This window comes from Vibrio sp. McD22-P3 (genome assembly GCF_021568915.1).
Classification (GTDB): Bacteria; Pseudomonadota; Gammaproteobacteria; order Enterobacterales; family Vibrionaceae; genus Vibrio; species Vibrio mediterranei.
Genome location: NZ_JAKGTN010000004.1, coordinates 157,222 through 172,802, shown reverse-complemented (window position 1 = coordinate 172,802; position 15,581 = coordinate 157,222). Strand labels below are relative to the sequence as shown.

Below are 15,581 nucleotides of genomic sequence, written 5' to 3'. Positions count from 1 at the left end.
TTCATTAATCGTGTGGATTAAAGCTTAGCTTCAATCATTGCTTCTAGTTTGCCTTGGTCTACGGCGAAGTTGCGAATACCTTCAGCCAGTTTCTCTACTGCCATTGGGTCTTGGTTATGATCCCATAGGAACTCGGCATGAGTCATCGCTGCTGGGCGTTCTTTAGAACCTTTTGAGTCAACAAGCTTCTCTACTACTTCACCTTCAGCTGCCTCTAGTTCAGCCAGAAGTTGTGGAGCGATAGTCAGACGATCACAGCCTGCTAGCTCAAGAATCTCACCGATATTACGGAAGCTTGCACCCATGACAACGGTGTTGTAACCGTGGTCTTTGTAGTAGTTGTAGATGCTTGATACTGAGATAACGCCTGGGTCTTCTGATGCTTCGAAGTCACGGCCTTCTTTCGCCTTGTACCAGTCCATAATACGACCTACGAAAGGTGAAATTAGATAAACACCAGCTTCCGCACATGCGCGAGCTTGAGCGAATGAGAATAGTAACGTTAGGTTACAGTTGATGCCTTCTTTTTCTAGAATCTCAGCCGCACGAATACCTTCCCATGTAGAAGCCAGTTTGATTAGGATACGGTCATTGGCGATGCCTGCATCATTGTACATTTTGATAAGTTGACGCGCTTTAGCAACACTACCTTCAGTATCGTAAGAAAGACGAGCGTCTACTTCAGTAGAGATGCGACCTGGGATAGTTTTAAGAATTTCTTTACCGATGTTAACCGCTAGCATGTCACAAGTGTCTTGAACTTGTTGTGCTTTATCGTCGCTTTGAGTTTTAGCGTATTCAATCGCTTGGTCGATAAGCGGTGCGTAATCAGCGATTTGTGCTGCTTTCAAAATCAGAGATGGGTTAGTTGTTGCGTCTTCTGGTTGGTACTTACGAATTGCTTCGATATCACCAGTGTCCGCTACTACAGTAGTCAATTTGCGAAGTTGCTCTAATTTGTTGCTCATCGGTACGTTCCTATTCTTGAGGGCATAAATTTGTGAGGAATGGCCTCATACTACAAATGCTATGTTACGAGCCAAAGTTTCAACTTTACGTTGGATTAGCTCATAAACCTTTTCCGTGTTAGTGAACAAATATGCGTGAACATATGTATCACTTCTGAGTAAATGTTGAACCCATATTTACCCTATGCAGAAATAATGTCAATGAAATACTGGTCTGAAAAGTAGTATTCATAAGGTTATTTTTGTTTTTTGATAACGCAAGCGTACTTCAATGTCGATTCTATGTTTTATAAGGTCTGTGGGCTGCTTTTTCTGCTGAAATCTTGACCTGAGAAAATGTAATGGTATTGAGCGAATGCTTAGTTCTGTTTATCATTGAGCATATGTATAAGGTGTGAACCAATGAGCGCCACTATTTTTCCCTATTAGGTGAGTGATAATGAAAAATGAAATTAGCGAAACGGGCAATGACTTGCTGACAGAAATTGCCGTTGCCTATTACCAAGATGGTGCAACACAAGAGGAGATCTCTAAGAAGTTTGGTGTGTCACGAGCCAAAATTGGTCGCCTTCTAAAGCAAGCAAGAGATGAAGGTATTGTCGAGATCACGGTTAAATACCACCCGGTATATAGTGCTAAGATCGAACAGCGTCTGATTGAACGTTTTGGTGTTAAGCGAGCGCTCATTGCGTTGGACCAAGCTGATGAAGAAGCACAGCGTATGCAAGTAGGAGGGCTAGTTTCAAACTATCTAGCGCAGACACTAAAAGGCGGAACTGTGGTGACAGTAGGGCAAGGTAGAAATGTTTCAGCTGTAGCTCACCATATGGGGGTGATTACTCCTAGAGATTGTAAGTTTGTTTGTGGGATTGGAGGAATTCATCCACGTGGGGGACGCTTTAATGCCGACCATATTTGTCGTCAGTTGGCGAAAAAATACGGTGGTAGTTCTGAAACCTTATATGCACCGGCATACGCTGAAAATAAAGATCAAAAGTTAGCGTTTATGCAAAATGCTACGGTCAAACAGACTCTAGATTTAGCGCGTAAAGCCGATATGGCTATCGTAGGTGTCGGTGATATGAGTGAGAACAGTTACATGGTTGATTTGGGATGGTTTACCGCTGACGAAGTTGTTCAATCGAGATTGAATCAGGGAGTAGTTGGTGATTTTGCTGGTTATGATTTCTTCGATATTCAGGGGCAAGCCGCCAATACAGTGATGAGTGATCGAGTGATTGGTTTGGGGCTTGAAGAGTTTCGTATGATATCAGAGGTGATTGCGATCGCTTCTGAAAATAGCAAACCAATGGCGTTACTCGGAGCGTTGCGTACTGGCGTAATCGATGTGGTTGCAACCAGTGTAAGTAATGCTTTAACAGTGCTGAACCTTGATGAGCAAATGAAGAATTTACCGAGCTAATCGCAGACTACGCGAACTCTGTGGCTTTGATAAGTTCCAGCAAAAATAAGTACCGAGCGGCAAGTTGTTTTCGTTTTTTCTTCACAAAATAGAGCGGTTCACTGACTAAATGTTCAGTGGGCCAGACATTAACTTTATCTTTGTAGCCTGAATACTCAATGGCAACTTTGGGTAATACAGTGACACCAATACCCATAGAAACAGGCTGTAATATCTGACTATGTTGGTTAATGTAGGTGACTTTATTGAAATCTTGCCACTCTGCTTGAGTGAGTTCTTCGAGTCGGCTGTCTTCGATGTATTTTTGTAAGTAGTATTGCGCATCAGGATGGTCGACTACGCCAAGCTGGTTGATCGCTTCTGGCGCCGAAAATTTAGCTACCGCGTCTCTACTACCAATGAGACATAGCTCTAGTTGTCCTATGTACTCTGCTGAAAGTTCAGGGTTCTGAATCGAAGCCGTGACCATGCCAGAATCTATAATGCCATTACTAATACTTTCTATGATCCGACGGTTTGGTGCAGCTTCAACATTGACCTTCAACCCCGGATATCGTTGCTGCAGATTCAGCAAACTTGGGTAGAGTGCGGTAATGATAGCGCCCGAAGCTGAAAAGCTAAGGCTACCTGACTCAGGGTCATCATATCTTAGACGCTCTAGTAACATGTTCTCCCGACTGGCTAGCTCAAGGGCGTATTCATACACTAAACGTCCTTGCTCCGTGATCTCAAAACTTTTTCCTTCCCGAGTAAGCAACTCAACATTAAGGCTTGCTTCGAGCTTTTTAATATGTTGGCTGACGCCAGGTTGTGTCATGAAGAGCTTTTCAGCGGTTTGGGTAAAGTGCCCGATCTCTACTAGAGTTTTAAAAGTATTGAGCCAAGTCGTATTTATCATGACGGTTTCGTAGATAACAATTAATTATAGTTTTTAGGTTATATGATAACTATCGGCTGATCCACAATGAAATACTCAAGCGTTATCATCTAGAGGACATCGACTTATGAGTTCAGCAAACACAAACCACACCTACCCACGCTGTTTTAGCCACATTGGAATATCGGTGCCTGATCTGGAGGCTGCCGTCAAGTTTTATACCGAGGTATTAGGTTGGTATCTTATCATGCCGCCGACTGATGTTACTGAAGACGACTCTGCTATCGGTGTAATGTGTACAGACGTTTTTGGGGAAGGGTGGGACCACTTTCGAATTGCTCATCTGTCCACCGGTGACAGAATCGGGGTAGAGCTATTTCAGTTCAAAGATCAGCGAAATCCAGAAGACAACTTTGAATATTGGAAAACCGGCATTTTTCATTTTTGCGTACAAGATCCAGATGTTGAAGGGTTAGCTGACAAAATTGTCGCGGCAGGTGGTAAACGACGAATGAAGGAGCCACGTTACTACTATCCGGGAGAGAAACCGTATCGAATGATCTATATGGAAGACCCGTTTGGGAATATTCTAGAGATCTACTCACATAGTTATGAGCTTCATTACTCAAGTGGTGCTTATAACGGGTAGCGAAAGGAAGCAGGTCCCATAGACCTGCTTGTCTTCATTTTACTTTTCTACAGGTAGATCAACACGTTGACCCCATTCAGTCCATGAACCGTCATAGACAGATAAATTATGATAACCACAGACATAAGCGCCAAGAGCGAGAATACAAGCCGTTACGCCGGAACCACAGCTAAACACCAAATGCTCTCGTTTGCTTGCTGAGATAGCTGAATACAAAGGAGCAAGATCTTCTAACGGTTTGAGGGTGCCATTGTTGATGAGTTCAGCAAAAGGCAGACAAACAGAATTTGGAATATGGCCGCTTCTGACACCTTCTCTTGGTTCTTTCACTTCGCCTTTAAAGCGTGCTAAAGAGCGAGCATCGACGATATGAGCGTTTTGCTTTTCGGAATACGTAAGAACTTGTTCTGCTGATAGGAAGTAATGCTGATCTAGTGACAGAGAAGGGGAGGTGGGCGCTCCAATCGAATAATCTTCATCGCAATCGTAACCAGCTGTTTTCCAAGCAGGTAAGCCTCCGGAGAGCACATAAACCTCACTTAATCCCATTGCTTTAAGCATCCACCACGCACGAGGTGAAGCATAAGTACCGGAATTATCATAAACAACTATCGTACTTTTTTCAGTAAGGCTCAGTTTCGAAGCTAGTTCATTGAAACGAGCTTCAGTTGGCATCATATGAGGAAGAGAACTGTCTGGGTCGCAAAAGACGTTGTCATAATCAAAGCGCTGAGCGCCAGGAATTACTCCACTTTTGTCCTTTTCAGGCTCTAGCGGAATTTGAAATTCGATACTGGCATCAAGAACAATAATGTCGTTGTTAGCATCTAGCTGTTGCTTTAGCCATTGAGGAGAAACAATAGGTTGTGTCATCAATGATTTCCTTATCTGTTGAGGCAATGCTGAAGGCGATAGGTCTTGGTATTAGAAACTGAGCTCTGCTGTGAGCTTAGTGTGACTTCTGAACCTACGGGGCATAATGTTGCTTTATCTGTGGCGACACGGCTGTTACTACCGTCTCTATGTTCCACGATGAGGTAGTAACGATTGCCGTCTAAAGATTGTGTGAGAACATGGCTTATTACTTTGGCTTGTTCTGTTTTTTCTGTATTTGAATCTGAAGATAGGAGAAGCAACAAGAATCCAACACCCACAGCGAGAATAGCAAATGCGATGGTTAGTTGTTTCATTAGTACTTCTCCATAGACTACTCTCTATTCACCACAAACTTTGCAGGCCTTGGATTTAGGCAACCCCATGTCTCGCCAGCTTAATGATAAACCATCAAATATTAATAGCTTACCTATTTTAGGCTGCCCATAGTTAGCGAGGACTTTTATCGCCTCTAGTGCCTGCGTAGCACCAATGATGCCAACGACAGGTGACATGACGCCAGCTTCAACACAGCTCAGCGTTGTATCTCCAAACAGTGCGCTTAAACAAGCATAGCAAGGTAAACTGTCGTCTTGATATGTAAAGACGGAGACTTGACCTTCCATTCTAATCGCTGCCCCACAGACCAGCGGCTTTTTGTGTTTAAAGCAAAGGCGATTGAGTTGGTTACGAGTATCTACATTATCAGTGGCATCAAGAACAAGGTCGTGCTCTTTAATTTGTGCTTCGAGAGCAGCATCGTCCAAGCGATGATTAATGGTTTTAATCATCACATTAGGGTTTATCTTGCTTAACGCAGTTCGGGCTGACTCAACTTTATCGACACCAATAGAGTCATCGTTGTGTAATACTTGTCGTTGCAAGTTTGATAGCTCCACCGTATCGTCATCGACTAAGGTGAGTGAACCAATACCCGCTGCGGCAAGATACTGACTAGAGGCACAACCTAAACCACCGGCTCCAATAATCAAAATTGAAGATTGTTTGAGTGCTTCTTGTCCATCAAAATCGAAGTTCTTCAATATAATTTGACGGTTATAGCGAAGCATCTCTTCATCAGACAGTATGTCCACAATAGCCTCGTTAGAATAAAGTTGGGTTGAACAACTGGATTTGAACCGTTTCTCCCACATCAATTGACGTGCGGTCGCGCTCAAGCACCACAAAGCAGTTTGCTAAGCTCATCGATCTAAAGGCTCCTGAGCTTTGGTTTCCGGTTGTTTCGACTACAAACTGGCCATCTTCAATCGTATAGATACCGCGTTGATAATCGGTTCTTCCAGGAGCTTTTTTGAAAGCGCTGCGTGTGATGGCAGGAATAGACTCCGGCTCTTTCCATTCTGAGTGACCAGAAAGCTTAGCGATGAGAGGTTGTACTAGGACATACATAGTTAATACTGCAGAAACAGGGTTTCCTGGTAATCCGCAGAACCAAGCGTTGTCCAGCTCACCAAAAGCGAAAGGCTTACCGGGCTTGATAGCAAGTTTCCAGAAGCCAATTTGACCTAATTCTTCAAGAATATCTTTAGTATAGTCAGCTTCACCAACGCTTACGCCACCCGAGGTAATAACAACGTCGGCTTGTTGTTGCGCCTGCTCGAATGTGGCTTTCAGTGTTTCTGGGCAATCAGGAATGATACCTAAATCAATAGCCTCACAACCGAAGTTCTCAATAAGCGGTTTGATTCCGTAACGGTTGCTATCGTAAATCTGTCCATCTTCTAGCTCAGTACCAAGCGGGCGCAATTCATCTCCTGTAGAAAAGAAAGCAACAACTGGTTTACGGAAGACACTGATGTGGCTAATTCCTAACGTAGCGATCATAGGAATATCGCGTGCGGTTAAACGAGCACCTTTTTTTAATACGACATCGTTCACTCGAATATCATCACCAGTAGGACGAATGTTCATATTTGTCTTCGGAGAACACTGGTTGAACGTAATGTTATCACCGTCTACCGTGGTGTTTTCTTGCATAATAACGGCATCACAACCCTCTGGGATTTTCGCACCAGTCATAATTCTAACCGTTGTCATTGCAGGCCAGTCACCCTCATAAGGTGCGCCGGCAAATGACTTACCAACCATTGATAGAGTGGTACTTTGCTCTAAGTCACGGAGACGAATGGCGTAGCCATCCATTGCGGAGTTATCAAAGGGAGGCACGTTAATAGGAGAAAGAATGTCTTCTGCTAATACATACCCAAGCGCGTCAGGTAACGGCAGTGTGAGAGTGTCAGTAACAGGAGTAATTGGTGTGAGCATTTTATCCAATGCTTCTTCTATAGGCATTAAGCCTGGTGCGTCGCAGCAACCCATAAGATAAGCCGTCCTAATTGATTCAGTGGAACTATTTAATTCAATAAAGTCTTCGGAATGTAACACATTTTGTCTGAAGAGAGGCTTACTCCTATGGATAAAATAGCCAAAAACATGCTTCAAATCATAATGCATACAAAGCAATACAGAATTTGTGGGTGTAATTGATGAAAATTCCGAGTATCCTTGTGCCCCCTTACGGGTGTTAGTGCGAGGAAGTAAGATGTCAGGATTAAGTGAATCAGCAAAATTGGTGAAAGCCGCGTTGTCAAAGCGAGGGCTAGAAACACCGATGCTGCCAAATGAAGTCAGCCGTGAAGAAAAGAAAGAGCGTATTGAACATCATATGCGTGAAATTCTTACGTTGTTACAGCTTGATCTACAAGACGATAGTTTGATGGAGACGCCGCATCGCATTGCCAAGATGTATGTGGATGAAATTTTCTCTGGCTTGGACTATGAGAACTTCCCTAAAATCACCGTCATCGAAAACAAGATGGACGTTAGTGAGATGGTTCGTGTTAAAGACATCACGGTAACGAGCACTTGTGAACACCACCTTGTTACCATTGACGGTAAAGCGGCAGTCGCCTATATCCCTCGAGGTAAAATCATCGGTTTGTCTAAAATTAACCGTATCGTCAGGTTCTTCGCACAGCGTCCACAAGTTCAAGAACGCATGACGCAACAAATTCTGGTTGCTCTACAAGCATTGCTTGAAACCGACGATGTCGCAGTAACAATTGATGCAGTACATTACTGTGTGAAGTCTCGCGGTGTCATGGATGCTACCAGCGAAACGACGACTACAGCATTGGGTGGCATCTTTAAATCCAAACCAGCGACTCGACATGAGTTTTTGCATGGACTGCGTTAGTTCTTTCTGGAAGACGCATCACATATTCATTTGCAACGCCCTCTGATTACGAGGGCGTTGTTGTTTTACAAAGCTTTCTTACCGATCAAGCCAATGTTATGCTTAACCAATAGTAATGAGTTTTAAATCTGGATTGATTGCACAGATGGAAAGGATAAAGAGAACCTACGAGTATGCTGCGCCAAATATTACACTTGTCGCATGGATGGGGATTTTGGGCTTTCCACTTTATTACGTCATTTGGAAGTATGTATTTCCTCAGCCTTATGAAAGTGAGCTTTTAAGAACTATTGGCGCAATCATGTTAATAGGGTTTATCTTATTACGTGCTTTTTCAGAAAAAACTAAGCGAATCCTCCCATACTATTACCTAGTAGTCATTGGCTTTACTTTACCATTCTTCTTTTGCTACATGATGTTGATGAATAACTGGACGACAGTTTGGGTTATGTCGTTTATGTCATCTATATTTCTTCATATATTGCTTATTTATGATACAAGAATCATGGTCGCTCAGGCGGTAATATCTGTTGTATCTGCTGTTATACTTGCTTACATTATGGGTGGGCAAGGGATCTATATGGAACAGAGCCTTACTTATTTGCCCATATTTGCGTTTACCTATATTTTCGGCAGTTTGTTCTTCTTTCGTAACCAAAACGAGCATGAATCGAAATTCGCGATTGCTAAGTCATTCGGTGCTGGTATCGCTCATGAAATGAGAAACCCTCTTAGTGCTATGTATTCTTCGTTAGAGGTAATGCGAGCGATTATTCCTAATAAGAGCGCTATCTTTCGTAACTCTCACCAATTGAACACCGAAGAGCTTCAACGTTTGAATGAAATCATAGATGATTCCATGAAAACGATCATGAATGGCAATGAGACCATTGACTTACTACTGACTTCTATCGATCAAAGTCGAGTATCTACATCGACTTTCTGCCGTAATAATGGCAAAGAAGTAATTGAAAATGCAATCAGAACGTTTGCATATAAAACAGCACTGGACAATAAAGCTGTCTCGGTCAATATCCCGAACAGTTTCGACTATTTTGGCAGTGATACTTTATTGAAGTATGTGTTGTTTAACTTACTGAAAAACTCGTTTCGCCACCGGGGGGCAGGGAAGTTCACCATAACAATTGACTCTCAAACCCAAGACGATTGCAATATCATTATTTTTAGAGATACCGGCAAGGGGATTGAAGAGCAACTACTTCCGTATATTTTTGAAGACTTTTACACTACCGGTAAATCTGGGTCCTATGGTCTAGGGTTGGCCTTCTGTAAAAAGGTTATGAGGTCGTTTGGCGGTAAGATTGTATGTCAATCCGAGTTTGGTGCATGGACAGAGTTTAAATTAATATTTCCTAAGTATGAGTCGGCTGAAGTGGCACAGATTAAGAGTGAACTGATTAAAGATAAGTCAGTGTTGTTTATTGGTGAGTCATCTAGCATGTTGGACTTGGTTAAGAGTGCTCAATATCACCGAGAATTCAAGCTGACAGTTGAAGACATAAAAGCGGCAAGTTATCGCGAAGAATATAGTTTCGAGTATAGCCTTATTATTATCGACGGTAATCTATCGAGAGAAGGGTGGATCTACCTTTCGAGTCTCGAGGCTAAGCTTGAGTTTACTGAGGCAAGAATTGTTCTCGTTCATTCCGCAAATGACCAGAGAAATCTATACTTCAAGCGCTATCTTAATGTCGAACTAATGGATTATGACGAGTTTACCTCTGATATTAGAGACACGTTAGATAAGTTGTTTTTTAGAGAAGTGGAAGAGCTTGCGACGGTTCGTCCATACAACACAATATCTTCTACAAAAACAGTTCTCTTAGTCGATGACAATCACTCATTGCGAACAATTACTAGCATAATGTTGGAAAAAGAAGGTTTGGTCGTGCTTCAGGCTAGCAATGGTGCTGACGCACTAGTTATGCTTGATGAAGAAAACGTTGATTTAGTTATTATGGATATAGAGATGCCGATTCTAGATGGCATTTCCACTGCGGATAAGATAAGAAAATCGACAGCAAAGTACAATACAGTGCCTATCATTGCTTTTACTGGTGATGCGAATCCAACAACTCGTGAAAAAATCAAGCAATCTGGAATGGATGACTTACTCATTAAACCGACACCGAAAGACGAGCTAGTTGATAAAGTGGCGTCTTGGATATAGATGAGGGAGCTCAGATCTAAAGGTTGAGCTCCACATCCGACTTACTACCTATAAGAAATAGAATTCTTTGTTTTCCGTTGCTTCTTTACATGCTTGTACTACTCGATCTAAATCCTCGAGAGTATGCTCTGAAGTGACTGAAAATCTGATGATATTTTTTCCTTTTGGCGTTGCCGGAGTACAAAATATAGAACCAAAAACGCCTTTGCTCTCTAAGAAATCCCGAACAATTTCAGTGTTTTCAGCGTCACCTGTTTCCAAAGCGATGATCTGAGATTCACTACGAATAGATAGTCCTAAGTTTCTTAGCTGATTTCTTAAATAGTCACTATTTGAGAACAACGAGCGTCTTGCACTGTCGGCGCTCTTGATAACGTCGACAGTGGCACTTAACCGTTCAGTTTCATACGGTAGTAGCATGGAACTGAATATTGCAGGGAATGCCACAAATGGAAGACAATGTGCGGTCTTTTTGTTGGATAAAATTGCGCCTGCACGATATGCAAATGTTTTTGCTAAGCTCACAGTAATATAATCGACATGCTCAGTTAAACCCAATTCAGCAACCAAACCAGCACCTTTAGGACCGTGAGTTCCAAGTGAATGAGATTCATCCACGACCAATGCGCAGTCATACTCATAAGCCATTGATACCAGGTCTACAAGCGGTGCTATAGTTCCCAACGTACTGTAGATAGAATCAACTAGAATTATGCCTGGGCCATTCTTTTGAATCTGTCGCTTTAAGTGCCTGATATTGTTGTGCATAAATGGATGAACCATAGCGCCAGCAATTCTTGCACCCTCCCATAATGAAGCATGAGCGAAGAAATCAACATACACATTAGTGTCTTTCGTGCAGATAGCCTGTAGTAAGCTCAGGTTTGCGGTATAACCTGATTGTGATACCACACACTCTTCAAATCCTGTTAGTTTAGCGAGTTTTTTTTCAAAAGCAGAACTGTCTTCCGCCTCAGCAGTATAAACACCAGACATCAACATACTTTCCGTATTGGCTCGTATCGCGTCTATGTGCTTCTCCTTAATATAGGCGTTGTTATTCAGACATAGATAGTCATTTGTTTGGTAACTAGTATCACTTGCCGTAGGTCTTTTCCCAGAGACTAGATGCTTTTTACTTTTGGTTGAATGGATATTTTCAGCGATATAAATATCGTGTTGCTGTTCAATAAATTTAGGCAACGTTTTTGTTATTTTCTCTAAGTGCATAGCTAGGTTCTCTCGACATTTAAAATGGGTTGTCGGCCGACAGAACGAAATATTGCCCAATATGCAAAAATAGTCACTAGTGACTATTTTATTTTTTGGAGTTACTAGCAATCTTCACTATACTACATAGCGATATATTCATCTTGCTTATACCCATTGGGGATCTGTGCGAGGTTTTTTATACTCTTTTTAGTTGTTATTGATATATGTATCACAATTTTTCATTGTCGTGACATTAACTCCGGCCAATACATTTTGATAAAACCAAAACTCACCCAGATAACCGCCAAAGTTGCTACAGATAACTCCAAAAAGCCGAAGTTGTGAAGCCAATGCCAATGCGGGTACTCGCCCTCGAAGAAATCCGTTAACCTGTACATCGCGATAGAACTGATGACTGAAGGAAAGGTAATCGCAGCGATAGATGGTTGAAATTTCAGTTTTAATAATCTGAAGTAACACAAATAGATAAGTAATGTCATCGTGATGGCGATACCAGCTAGCGCACCCGTCAGTATAGGATCAGGTTCAGGGAAATTGACTAAGTATGCTGATAATGTGAGGTTGATCGGCGCTGCCATGATAGCGATAGTAGGCCTGGCACGTTTGCGAAGCATACCTTCAAACACCAGTCGATATAGAACCAGTGGTAGCATAAAGAAATATATTGCGATGCATACACTAGCAATGGTTTCAGAATATACCGTATGTCCAAATTGAGTTCCTGCTAATGAACTACTAATTAGTCCAACAGGATAAAGAAACCAGCTTGGAACTATATTGGCTATTTTAAAATTCTTAATTTGATAGAAAAAGAATAATATCGCCATGAGTATATGCAACATCAACGCAGCAAACCAAAGAGGATAGGCGATGAGCGGTCTAATAACGGCTAAGTAATCACACAGGATTAATAACGCTATACTCATTGGAGCCATTAAGCTGCCTGTTAATGGGTGCTTTATATCAGCAGAAAATATATGGCGATTGAGCAGATATTTTAACAGTACGGGAATTAACAGTAGGGCCCCGATAGTGGCTAAGATTGGCTGAATAGTCTTACCAAGTTCTGGTACATACATCGCCCAAGCGTGGCCGAGGCCGATTATTCCTAAAGCCAATGAGGCTTGAGAGGTGGGGACACTGTGAAACTGTGTCAGTCGTTTTAGGGCAGCAAGACTTGTTGTCACGAGGAGAGCTCTCTTTAATATCCTTATTATTATCTGCTAGCTCTTCTGGGAGAACTAGCAGTCTAGCCGTCTAATTATACACAGTTTGGATAGAAAATGCGCTCAGTTTTCCTTTCGTGGTAGATCTTCTTGTCGTAGTTTTTCGTTTTTGATGGTTCGGTGGAGTAGTTGGCTATAAATAGGTTGTCCCCCCATTGCTTGAGCAATTACTGTTGCGCCCAACGCAGTGATGATAAGTGGTAAGATCAAGTGGTAGTTATTGGTCATTTCAATGACCAGTAAAATTCCAGTAATCGGTGCACGTACCGTTGCAGAGAAGAGTGCACCCATCCCTGCGATTGCAAAGACAGCGGGTTCTATTGGTAATTCAGGAAATAGTGCTTTCGCTGTTAATCCGAAGGCATAACCGAAGGACGTTCCCAGTGCCAGCATAGGTGCAAAAATACCGCCAGGCGCACCAGAGCCAAAGCAAATAAGGGTAGTAAGTACTCTACCGATAAACAGCAATACCAAGATGGAAGCGCTAAAACTGCCATTTGTAATATCAGGAATAATACCGATACCGCCACCAGTTAATTCTGGCACATAGAGAAGGAGTAGTCCGAAACATCCACCAATAATAGAACCCGTAAACAGGAAACGTTTAAGGTCGTTTTTATGAATGCGTACAAAAAGATCCTGAAACACAGTAACAAGTTTATTGAAAGCAACGCCGAATACACCGAAAAGTGCACCTAAAACTAGAAACAGCCACAACACATTGAGCTCTGGTGAACCATATTGTGGAATGGAGATGACGGCGCTTTGGCCATTAATATAGCGAAAAACCAAAGTCGCGGTTACTGCTGAGATAAGTACGGCTTTAATAGAAATAAGAGAGTAGCGAAAATGTGGACGCATCTCTTCGACAACAAACATGATACCGGCAAGAGGGGCGTTAAAAGCAGCTGCGAGACCGCCTGCAGCACCGGACGCAAGTAAGGTATGGCGACTGTCATCGTTTTTTACTCGGAATAGATCTGTCACCATCCGAGCTAAGTTGCCGCCCATTTGTACCGTTGGGCCTTCTCGACCTAGTACCATACCTGAACCGAGAGCTCCTAAGCCACCAAAGAACTTAACGGGTAACACGCGCCACCAACGAACTGGTCGCATATTATCCATCGCACCCTCAATTTCAGGAATACCTGATCCAGCGGCCTCTGGTGCAAATTTATGGACCAAAAAATATCCAATGAAGGCGAGTAATGCACTAATTAGAAAAGCTGATAACCACAGAGGAAGGACTGAACCGATTTCGTCGCGAAGCCACTCTGTGCGGGTCTCAGTTACGAAGTGAACACCAAGCTCAAACAATGTGCCTACTAAACCTGCAAGTACACCCACAACACAAGACAGCAAAAGCACTGAGATAGGGGTCGTGTCTCTCGAGAGAAATTGATTAATCGTTCCGCGTGGCACATGGGCAAGTAACGACTGTTTGATTCTTTCTCTCTTTGTCATTGTATTTAAAGACCTTGGTTCTTCGGATTGGCGGGAATGTATAAGTAAAATTATACGACTTAGAACAATTGGCAACAGTGGTAAAGATGAAAAGTAGTATTCCAAATTTAATGTTGCCTAGTGTTGCAGCATTTTGTGATTCACCTCAATGTTCTCTACTTGCAATAATCCAGATATGTACCATATTTAAAGCGTAGGGATTGTATTCGACGAGCATGGAGGATTTGAAAACCCTACGTACAATTTGGATGTGCAACAAACACATACTACTGCCCCGTAAATTATCTCAGCCGCGTTAACAAGGTTCAGAGATTCGCAAACTCACGATTGAGTAACGGGGGATCAAGGCGCGCGCAAAGTGCGCCTTTTGTCTTTTGGTCTTTTATACTCATCCCTAAACCTATTCAATATAGAACCTACGAGTCACTTAGGTATATACTCATACCAAAGCAATATTCAGAGAGTTCATCATGTCAAATCAAGTGCCTACCAACATCATCACTGGTTTTCTTGGTGTGGGTAAAACCACCACAATACTTAATCTACTTAAATCAAAACCCGAGAATGAGAACTGGGCGGTACTCGTTAATGAGTTTGGAGAAGTCGGTATTGATGGTGCAATGATGGCTGAGGGTGGTGCACTTATTAAAGAAGTCCCGGGAGGCTGCATGTGTTGCACTGCAGGTGTTCCGATGTCGGTAGGTATCAACGTCCTGTTAAGACAAAAGCCGGATCGTTTGATAATCGAACCAACAGGGTTGGGGCATCCCAAACAGGTCATTAAGACGTTAACATCAGAGCAGTACACTGATTATATTGATTTAAAAGCGACAATTGCGTTGGTGGACCCGCGTAATTTATCCGATGATAGGCATTTATCTAATGCTAACTTTAATGATCAACTTAGTGTCGCTGAGGTTGTGATCGGTAATAAAGTGGATCAATGCACCGCTGAAGATGTCGATGTGTTCAATGATTGGGTTACGGATCAAACGCCTGCCAAGATTTTCCACAAACTGGTAAAAAACGGCGTGCTTCCGATAGAGGTATTGGATATAGAGCGACGAATTCAAGAAACGGAATCTTCTGCCCACTCTCACGACTTTCACGACCATAGCGATCTTGAACCAGTATTCGAGTTATCTCCTGAAAAACCATTTATTCGTCGCGAGAATCAGGGACAAGGCTACTTTAGTTGTGGTTGGATTGTTGGTGCGGAACATACATTCGATTTTGACCAGTTATTCTCAATGTTCAGTGATTTGAATGCAGAGCGCATTAAGGCGGTAGTAAACACAGATAAAGGTTGTTACGCCTTTAACGTTGCTAATCGTGTTGTTTCTGTCAATCAAATGTCGTTAGAAGGCTATGAATCAAGAATCGAAGTCATCGATAGTGAACTTCTACCATGGGAGCAATTGGAGACAGTACTCCTTCGCTTGTGTGGCTTACGTTAGGGT

The 15,581-nt window shown here is 42.5% G+C and carries 14 protein-coding genes; 5 read left to right on the top strand and 9 right to left on the bottom strand.

What is annotated here, in order from left to right:
- Positions 1 to 17: 17 nt before the first annotated feature.
- Positions 18 to 968 carry a transaldolase gene (tal, locus tag L2W36_RS06435; RefSeq protein WP_006070549.1) on the bottom strand — a complete coding sequence of 317 codons (951 nt, stop codon included), beginning with the start codon at positions 966 to 968 and terminating at the stop codon, positions 18 to 20.
- Positions 969 to 1,407: 439 nt separating this feature from the next.
- On the opposite strand from tal, the gene L2W36_RS06430 reads away from it, so the two are divergent.
- A complete protein-coding gene (locus L2W36_RS06430) occupies positions 1,408 to 2,391 on the top strand; it encodes a sugar-binding transcriptional regulator (protein ID WP_088878225.1) in 984 nt (327 codons plus the stop codon).
- A gap of 7 nt (positions 2,392 to 2,398) precedes the next feature.
- Here the strand turns inward: L2W36_RS06430 and L2W36_RS06425 are convergent, their stop codons facing one another.
- On the bottom strand, positions 2,399 to 3,289 hold the full coding sequence (locus L2W36_RS06425; RefSeq protein ID WP_236109611.1) for a LysR family transcriptional regulator: 891 nt from the start codon (positions 3,287 to 3,289) through the stop codon (positions 2,399 to 2,401).
- A gap of 106 nt (positions 3,290 to 3,395) precedes the next feature.
- Between L2W36_RS06425 and L2W36_RS06420 the strand changes: the two genes are divergently transcribed.
- On the top strand, positions 3,396 to 3,917 hold the full coding sequence (locus L2W36_RS06420; RefSeq protein WP_124941900.1) for a lactoylglutathione lyase family protein: 522 nt from the start codon (positions 3,396 to 3,398) through the stop codon (positions 3,915 to 3,917).
- Positions 3,918 to 3,956: 39 nt separating this feature from the next.
- Here the strand turns inward: L2W36_RS06420 and L2W36_RS06415 are convergent, their stop codons facing one another.
- From L2W36_RS06415 to moeA, 4 genes are read right to left on the bottom strand one after another with little or no spacing between them, the layout of a single operon-like run.
- Positions 3,957 to 4,790 carry a sulfurtransferase gene (locus L2W36_RS06415; RefSeq protein ID WP_236109610.1) on the bottom strand — a complete coding sequence of 278 codons (834 nt, stop codon included), beginning with the start codon at positions 4,788 to 4,790 and terminating at the stop codon, positions 3,957 to 3,959.
- Between the two features lie 11 nt (positions 4,791 to 4,801).
- Positions 4,802 to 5,107 (bottom strand): hypothetical protein, encoded by a 306-nt coding sequence (locus L2W36_RS06410; protein WP_006070544.1) that lies wholly within the window; start codon positions 5,105 to 5,107, stop codon positions 4,802 to 4,804.
- 24 nt (positions 5,108 to 5,131) lie between these two features.
- Positions 5,132 to 5,884, bottom strand: a complete 753-nt coding sequence (gene moeB, locus L2W36_RS06405; protein ID WP_124941902.1) for a molybdopterin-synthase adenylyltransferase MoeB — start codon at positions 5,882 to 5,884, stop codon at positions 5,132 to 5,134.
- A 10-nt stretch (positions 5,885 to 5,894) separates the two neighbouring features.
- Positions 5,895 to 7,130 (bottom strand): molybdopterin molybdotransferase MoeA, encoded by a 1,236-nt coding sequence (gene moeA, locus L2W36_RS06400; protein WP_006070542.1) that lies wholly within the window; start codon positions 7,128 to 7,130, stop codon positions 5,895 to 5,897.
- Between the two features lie 223 nt (positions 7,131 to 7,353).
- On the opposite strand from moeA, the gene folE reads away from it, so the two are divergent.
- Both folE and L2W36_RS06390 read left to right on the top strand, forming a co-directional pair.
- On the top strand, positions 7,354 to 8,007 hold the full coding sequence (folE, locus tag L2W36_RS06395) for a GTP cyclohydrolase I FolE (protein ID WP_006070541.1): 654 nt from the start codon (positions 7,354 to 7,356) through the stop codon (positions 8,005 to 8,007).
- Positions 8,008 to 8,122: 115 nt separating this feature from the next.
- Positions 8,123 to 10,198, top strand: coding sequence for a hybrid sensor histidine kinase/response regulator (locus L2W36_RS06390; RefSeq protein ID WP_236109609.1), 2,076 nt, complete (start codon positions 8,123 to 8,125; stop codon positions 10,196 to 10,198).
- Between the two features lie 48 nt (positions 10,199 to 10,246).
- Here the strand turns inward: L2W36_RS06390 and cqsA are convergent, their stop codons facing one another.
- From cqsA to clcA, 3 genes are all read right to left on the bottom strand, one after another.
- Positions 10,247 to 11,428, bottom strand: a complete 1,182-nt coding sequence (cqsA, locus tag L2W36_RS06385; protein ID WP_006070539.1) for an alpha-hydroxyketone-type quorum-sensing autoinducer synthase — start codon at positions 11,426 to 11,428, stop codon at positions 10,247 to 10,249.
- A gap of 221 nt (positions 11,429 to 11,649) precedes the next feature.
- On the bottom strand, positions 11,650 to 12,618 hold the full coding sequence (locus tag L2W36_RS06380) for a TDT family transporter (RefSeq protein WP_329605663.1): 969 nt from the start codon (positions 12,616 to 12,618) through the stop codon (positions 11,650 to 11,652).
- Positions 12,619 to 12,720: 102 nt separating this feature from the next.
- Positions 12,721 to 14,121 (bottom strand): H(+)/Cl(-) exchange transporter ClcA, encoded by a 1,401-nt coding sequence (clcA, locus tag L2W36_RS06375; protein WP_006070537.1) that lies wholly within the window; start codon positions 14,119 to 14,121, stop codon positions 12,721 to 12,723.
- 470 nt (positions 14,122 to 14,591) lie between these two features.
- Between clcA and L2W36_RS06370 the strand changes: the two genes are divergently transcribed.
- Positions 14,592 to 15,578 (top strand): CobW family GTP-binding protein, encoded by a 987-nt coding sequence (locus L2W36_RS06370; protein ID WP_006070536.1) that lies wholly within the window; start codon positions 14,592 to 14,594, stop codon positions 15,576 to 15,578.
- The last annotated feature ends 3 nt before the right edge of the window (positions 15,579 to 15,581 follow it).

Bases quoted from the DNA above. Each gene is read 5' to 3' on its own strand.
- clcA (WP_006070537.1), bottom strand. From the start codon at position 14,121: ATGACAAAGAGAGAAAGAATCAAACAGTCGTTACTTGCCCATGTGCCA.
- tal (WP_006070549.1), bottom strand. From the start codon at position 968: ATGAGCAACAAATTAGAGCAACTTCGCAAATTGACTACTGTAGTAGCG.
- L2W36_RS06415 (WP_236109610.1), bottom strand. From the start codon at position 4,790: ATGACACAACCTATTGTTTCTCCTCAATGGCTAAAGCAACAGCTAGAT.
- moeA (WP_006070542.1), bottom strand. From the start codon at position 7,130: ATGGGTTGCTGCGACGCACCAGGCTTAATGCCTATAGAAGAAGCATTG.
- L2W36_RS06410 (WP_006070544.1), bottom strand. From the start codon at position 5,107: ATGAAACAACTAACCATCGCATTTGCTATTCTCGCTGTGGGTGTTGGA.
- L2W36_RS06425 (WP_236109611.1), bottom strand. From the start codon at position 3,289: ATGATAAATACGACTTGGCTCAATACTTTTAAAACTCTAGTAGAGATC.
- L2W36_RS06390 (WP_236109609.1), top strand. From the start codon at position 8,123: ATGAGTTTTAAATCTGGATTGATTGCACAGATGGAAAGGATAAAGAGA.
- folE (WP_006070541.1), top strand. From the start codon at position 7,354: ATGTCAGGATTAAGTGAATCAGCAAAATTGGTGAAAGCCGCGTTGTCA.
- L2W36_RS06430 (WP_088878225.1), top strand. From the start codon at position 1,408: ATGAAAAATGAAATTAGCGAAACGGGCAATGACTTGCTGACAGAAATT.
- cqsA (WP_006070539.1), bottom strand. From the start codon at position 11,428: ATGCACTTAGAGAAAATAACAAAAACGTTGCCTAAATTTATTGAACAG.
- L2W36_RS06370 (WP_006070536.1), top strand. From the start codon at position 14,592: ATGTCAAATCAAGTGCCTACCAACATCATCACTGGTTTTCTTGGTGTG.
- L2W36_RS06420 (WP_124941900.1), top strand. From the start codon at position 3,396: ATGAGTTCAGCAAACACAAACCACACCTACCCACGCTGTTTTAGCCAC.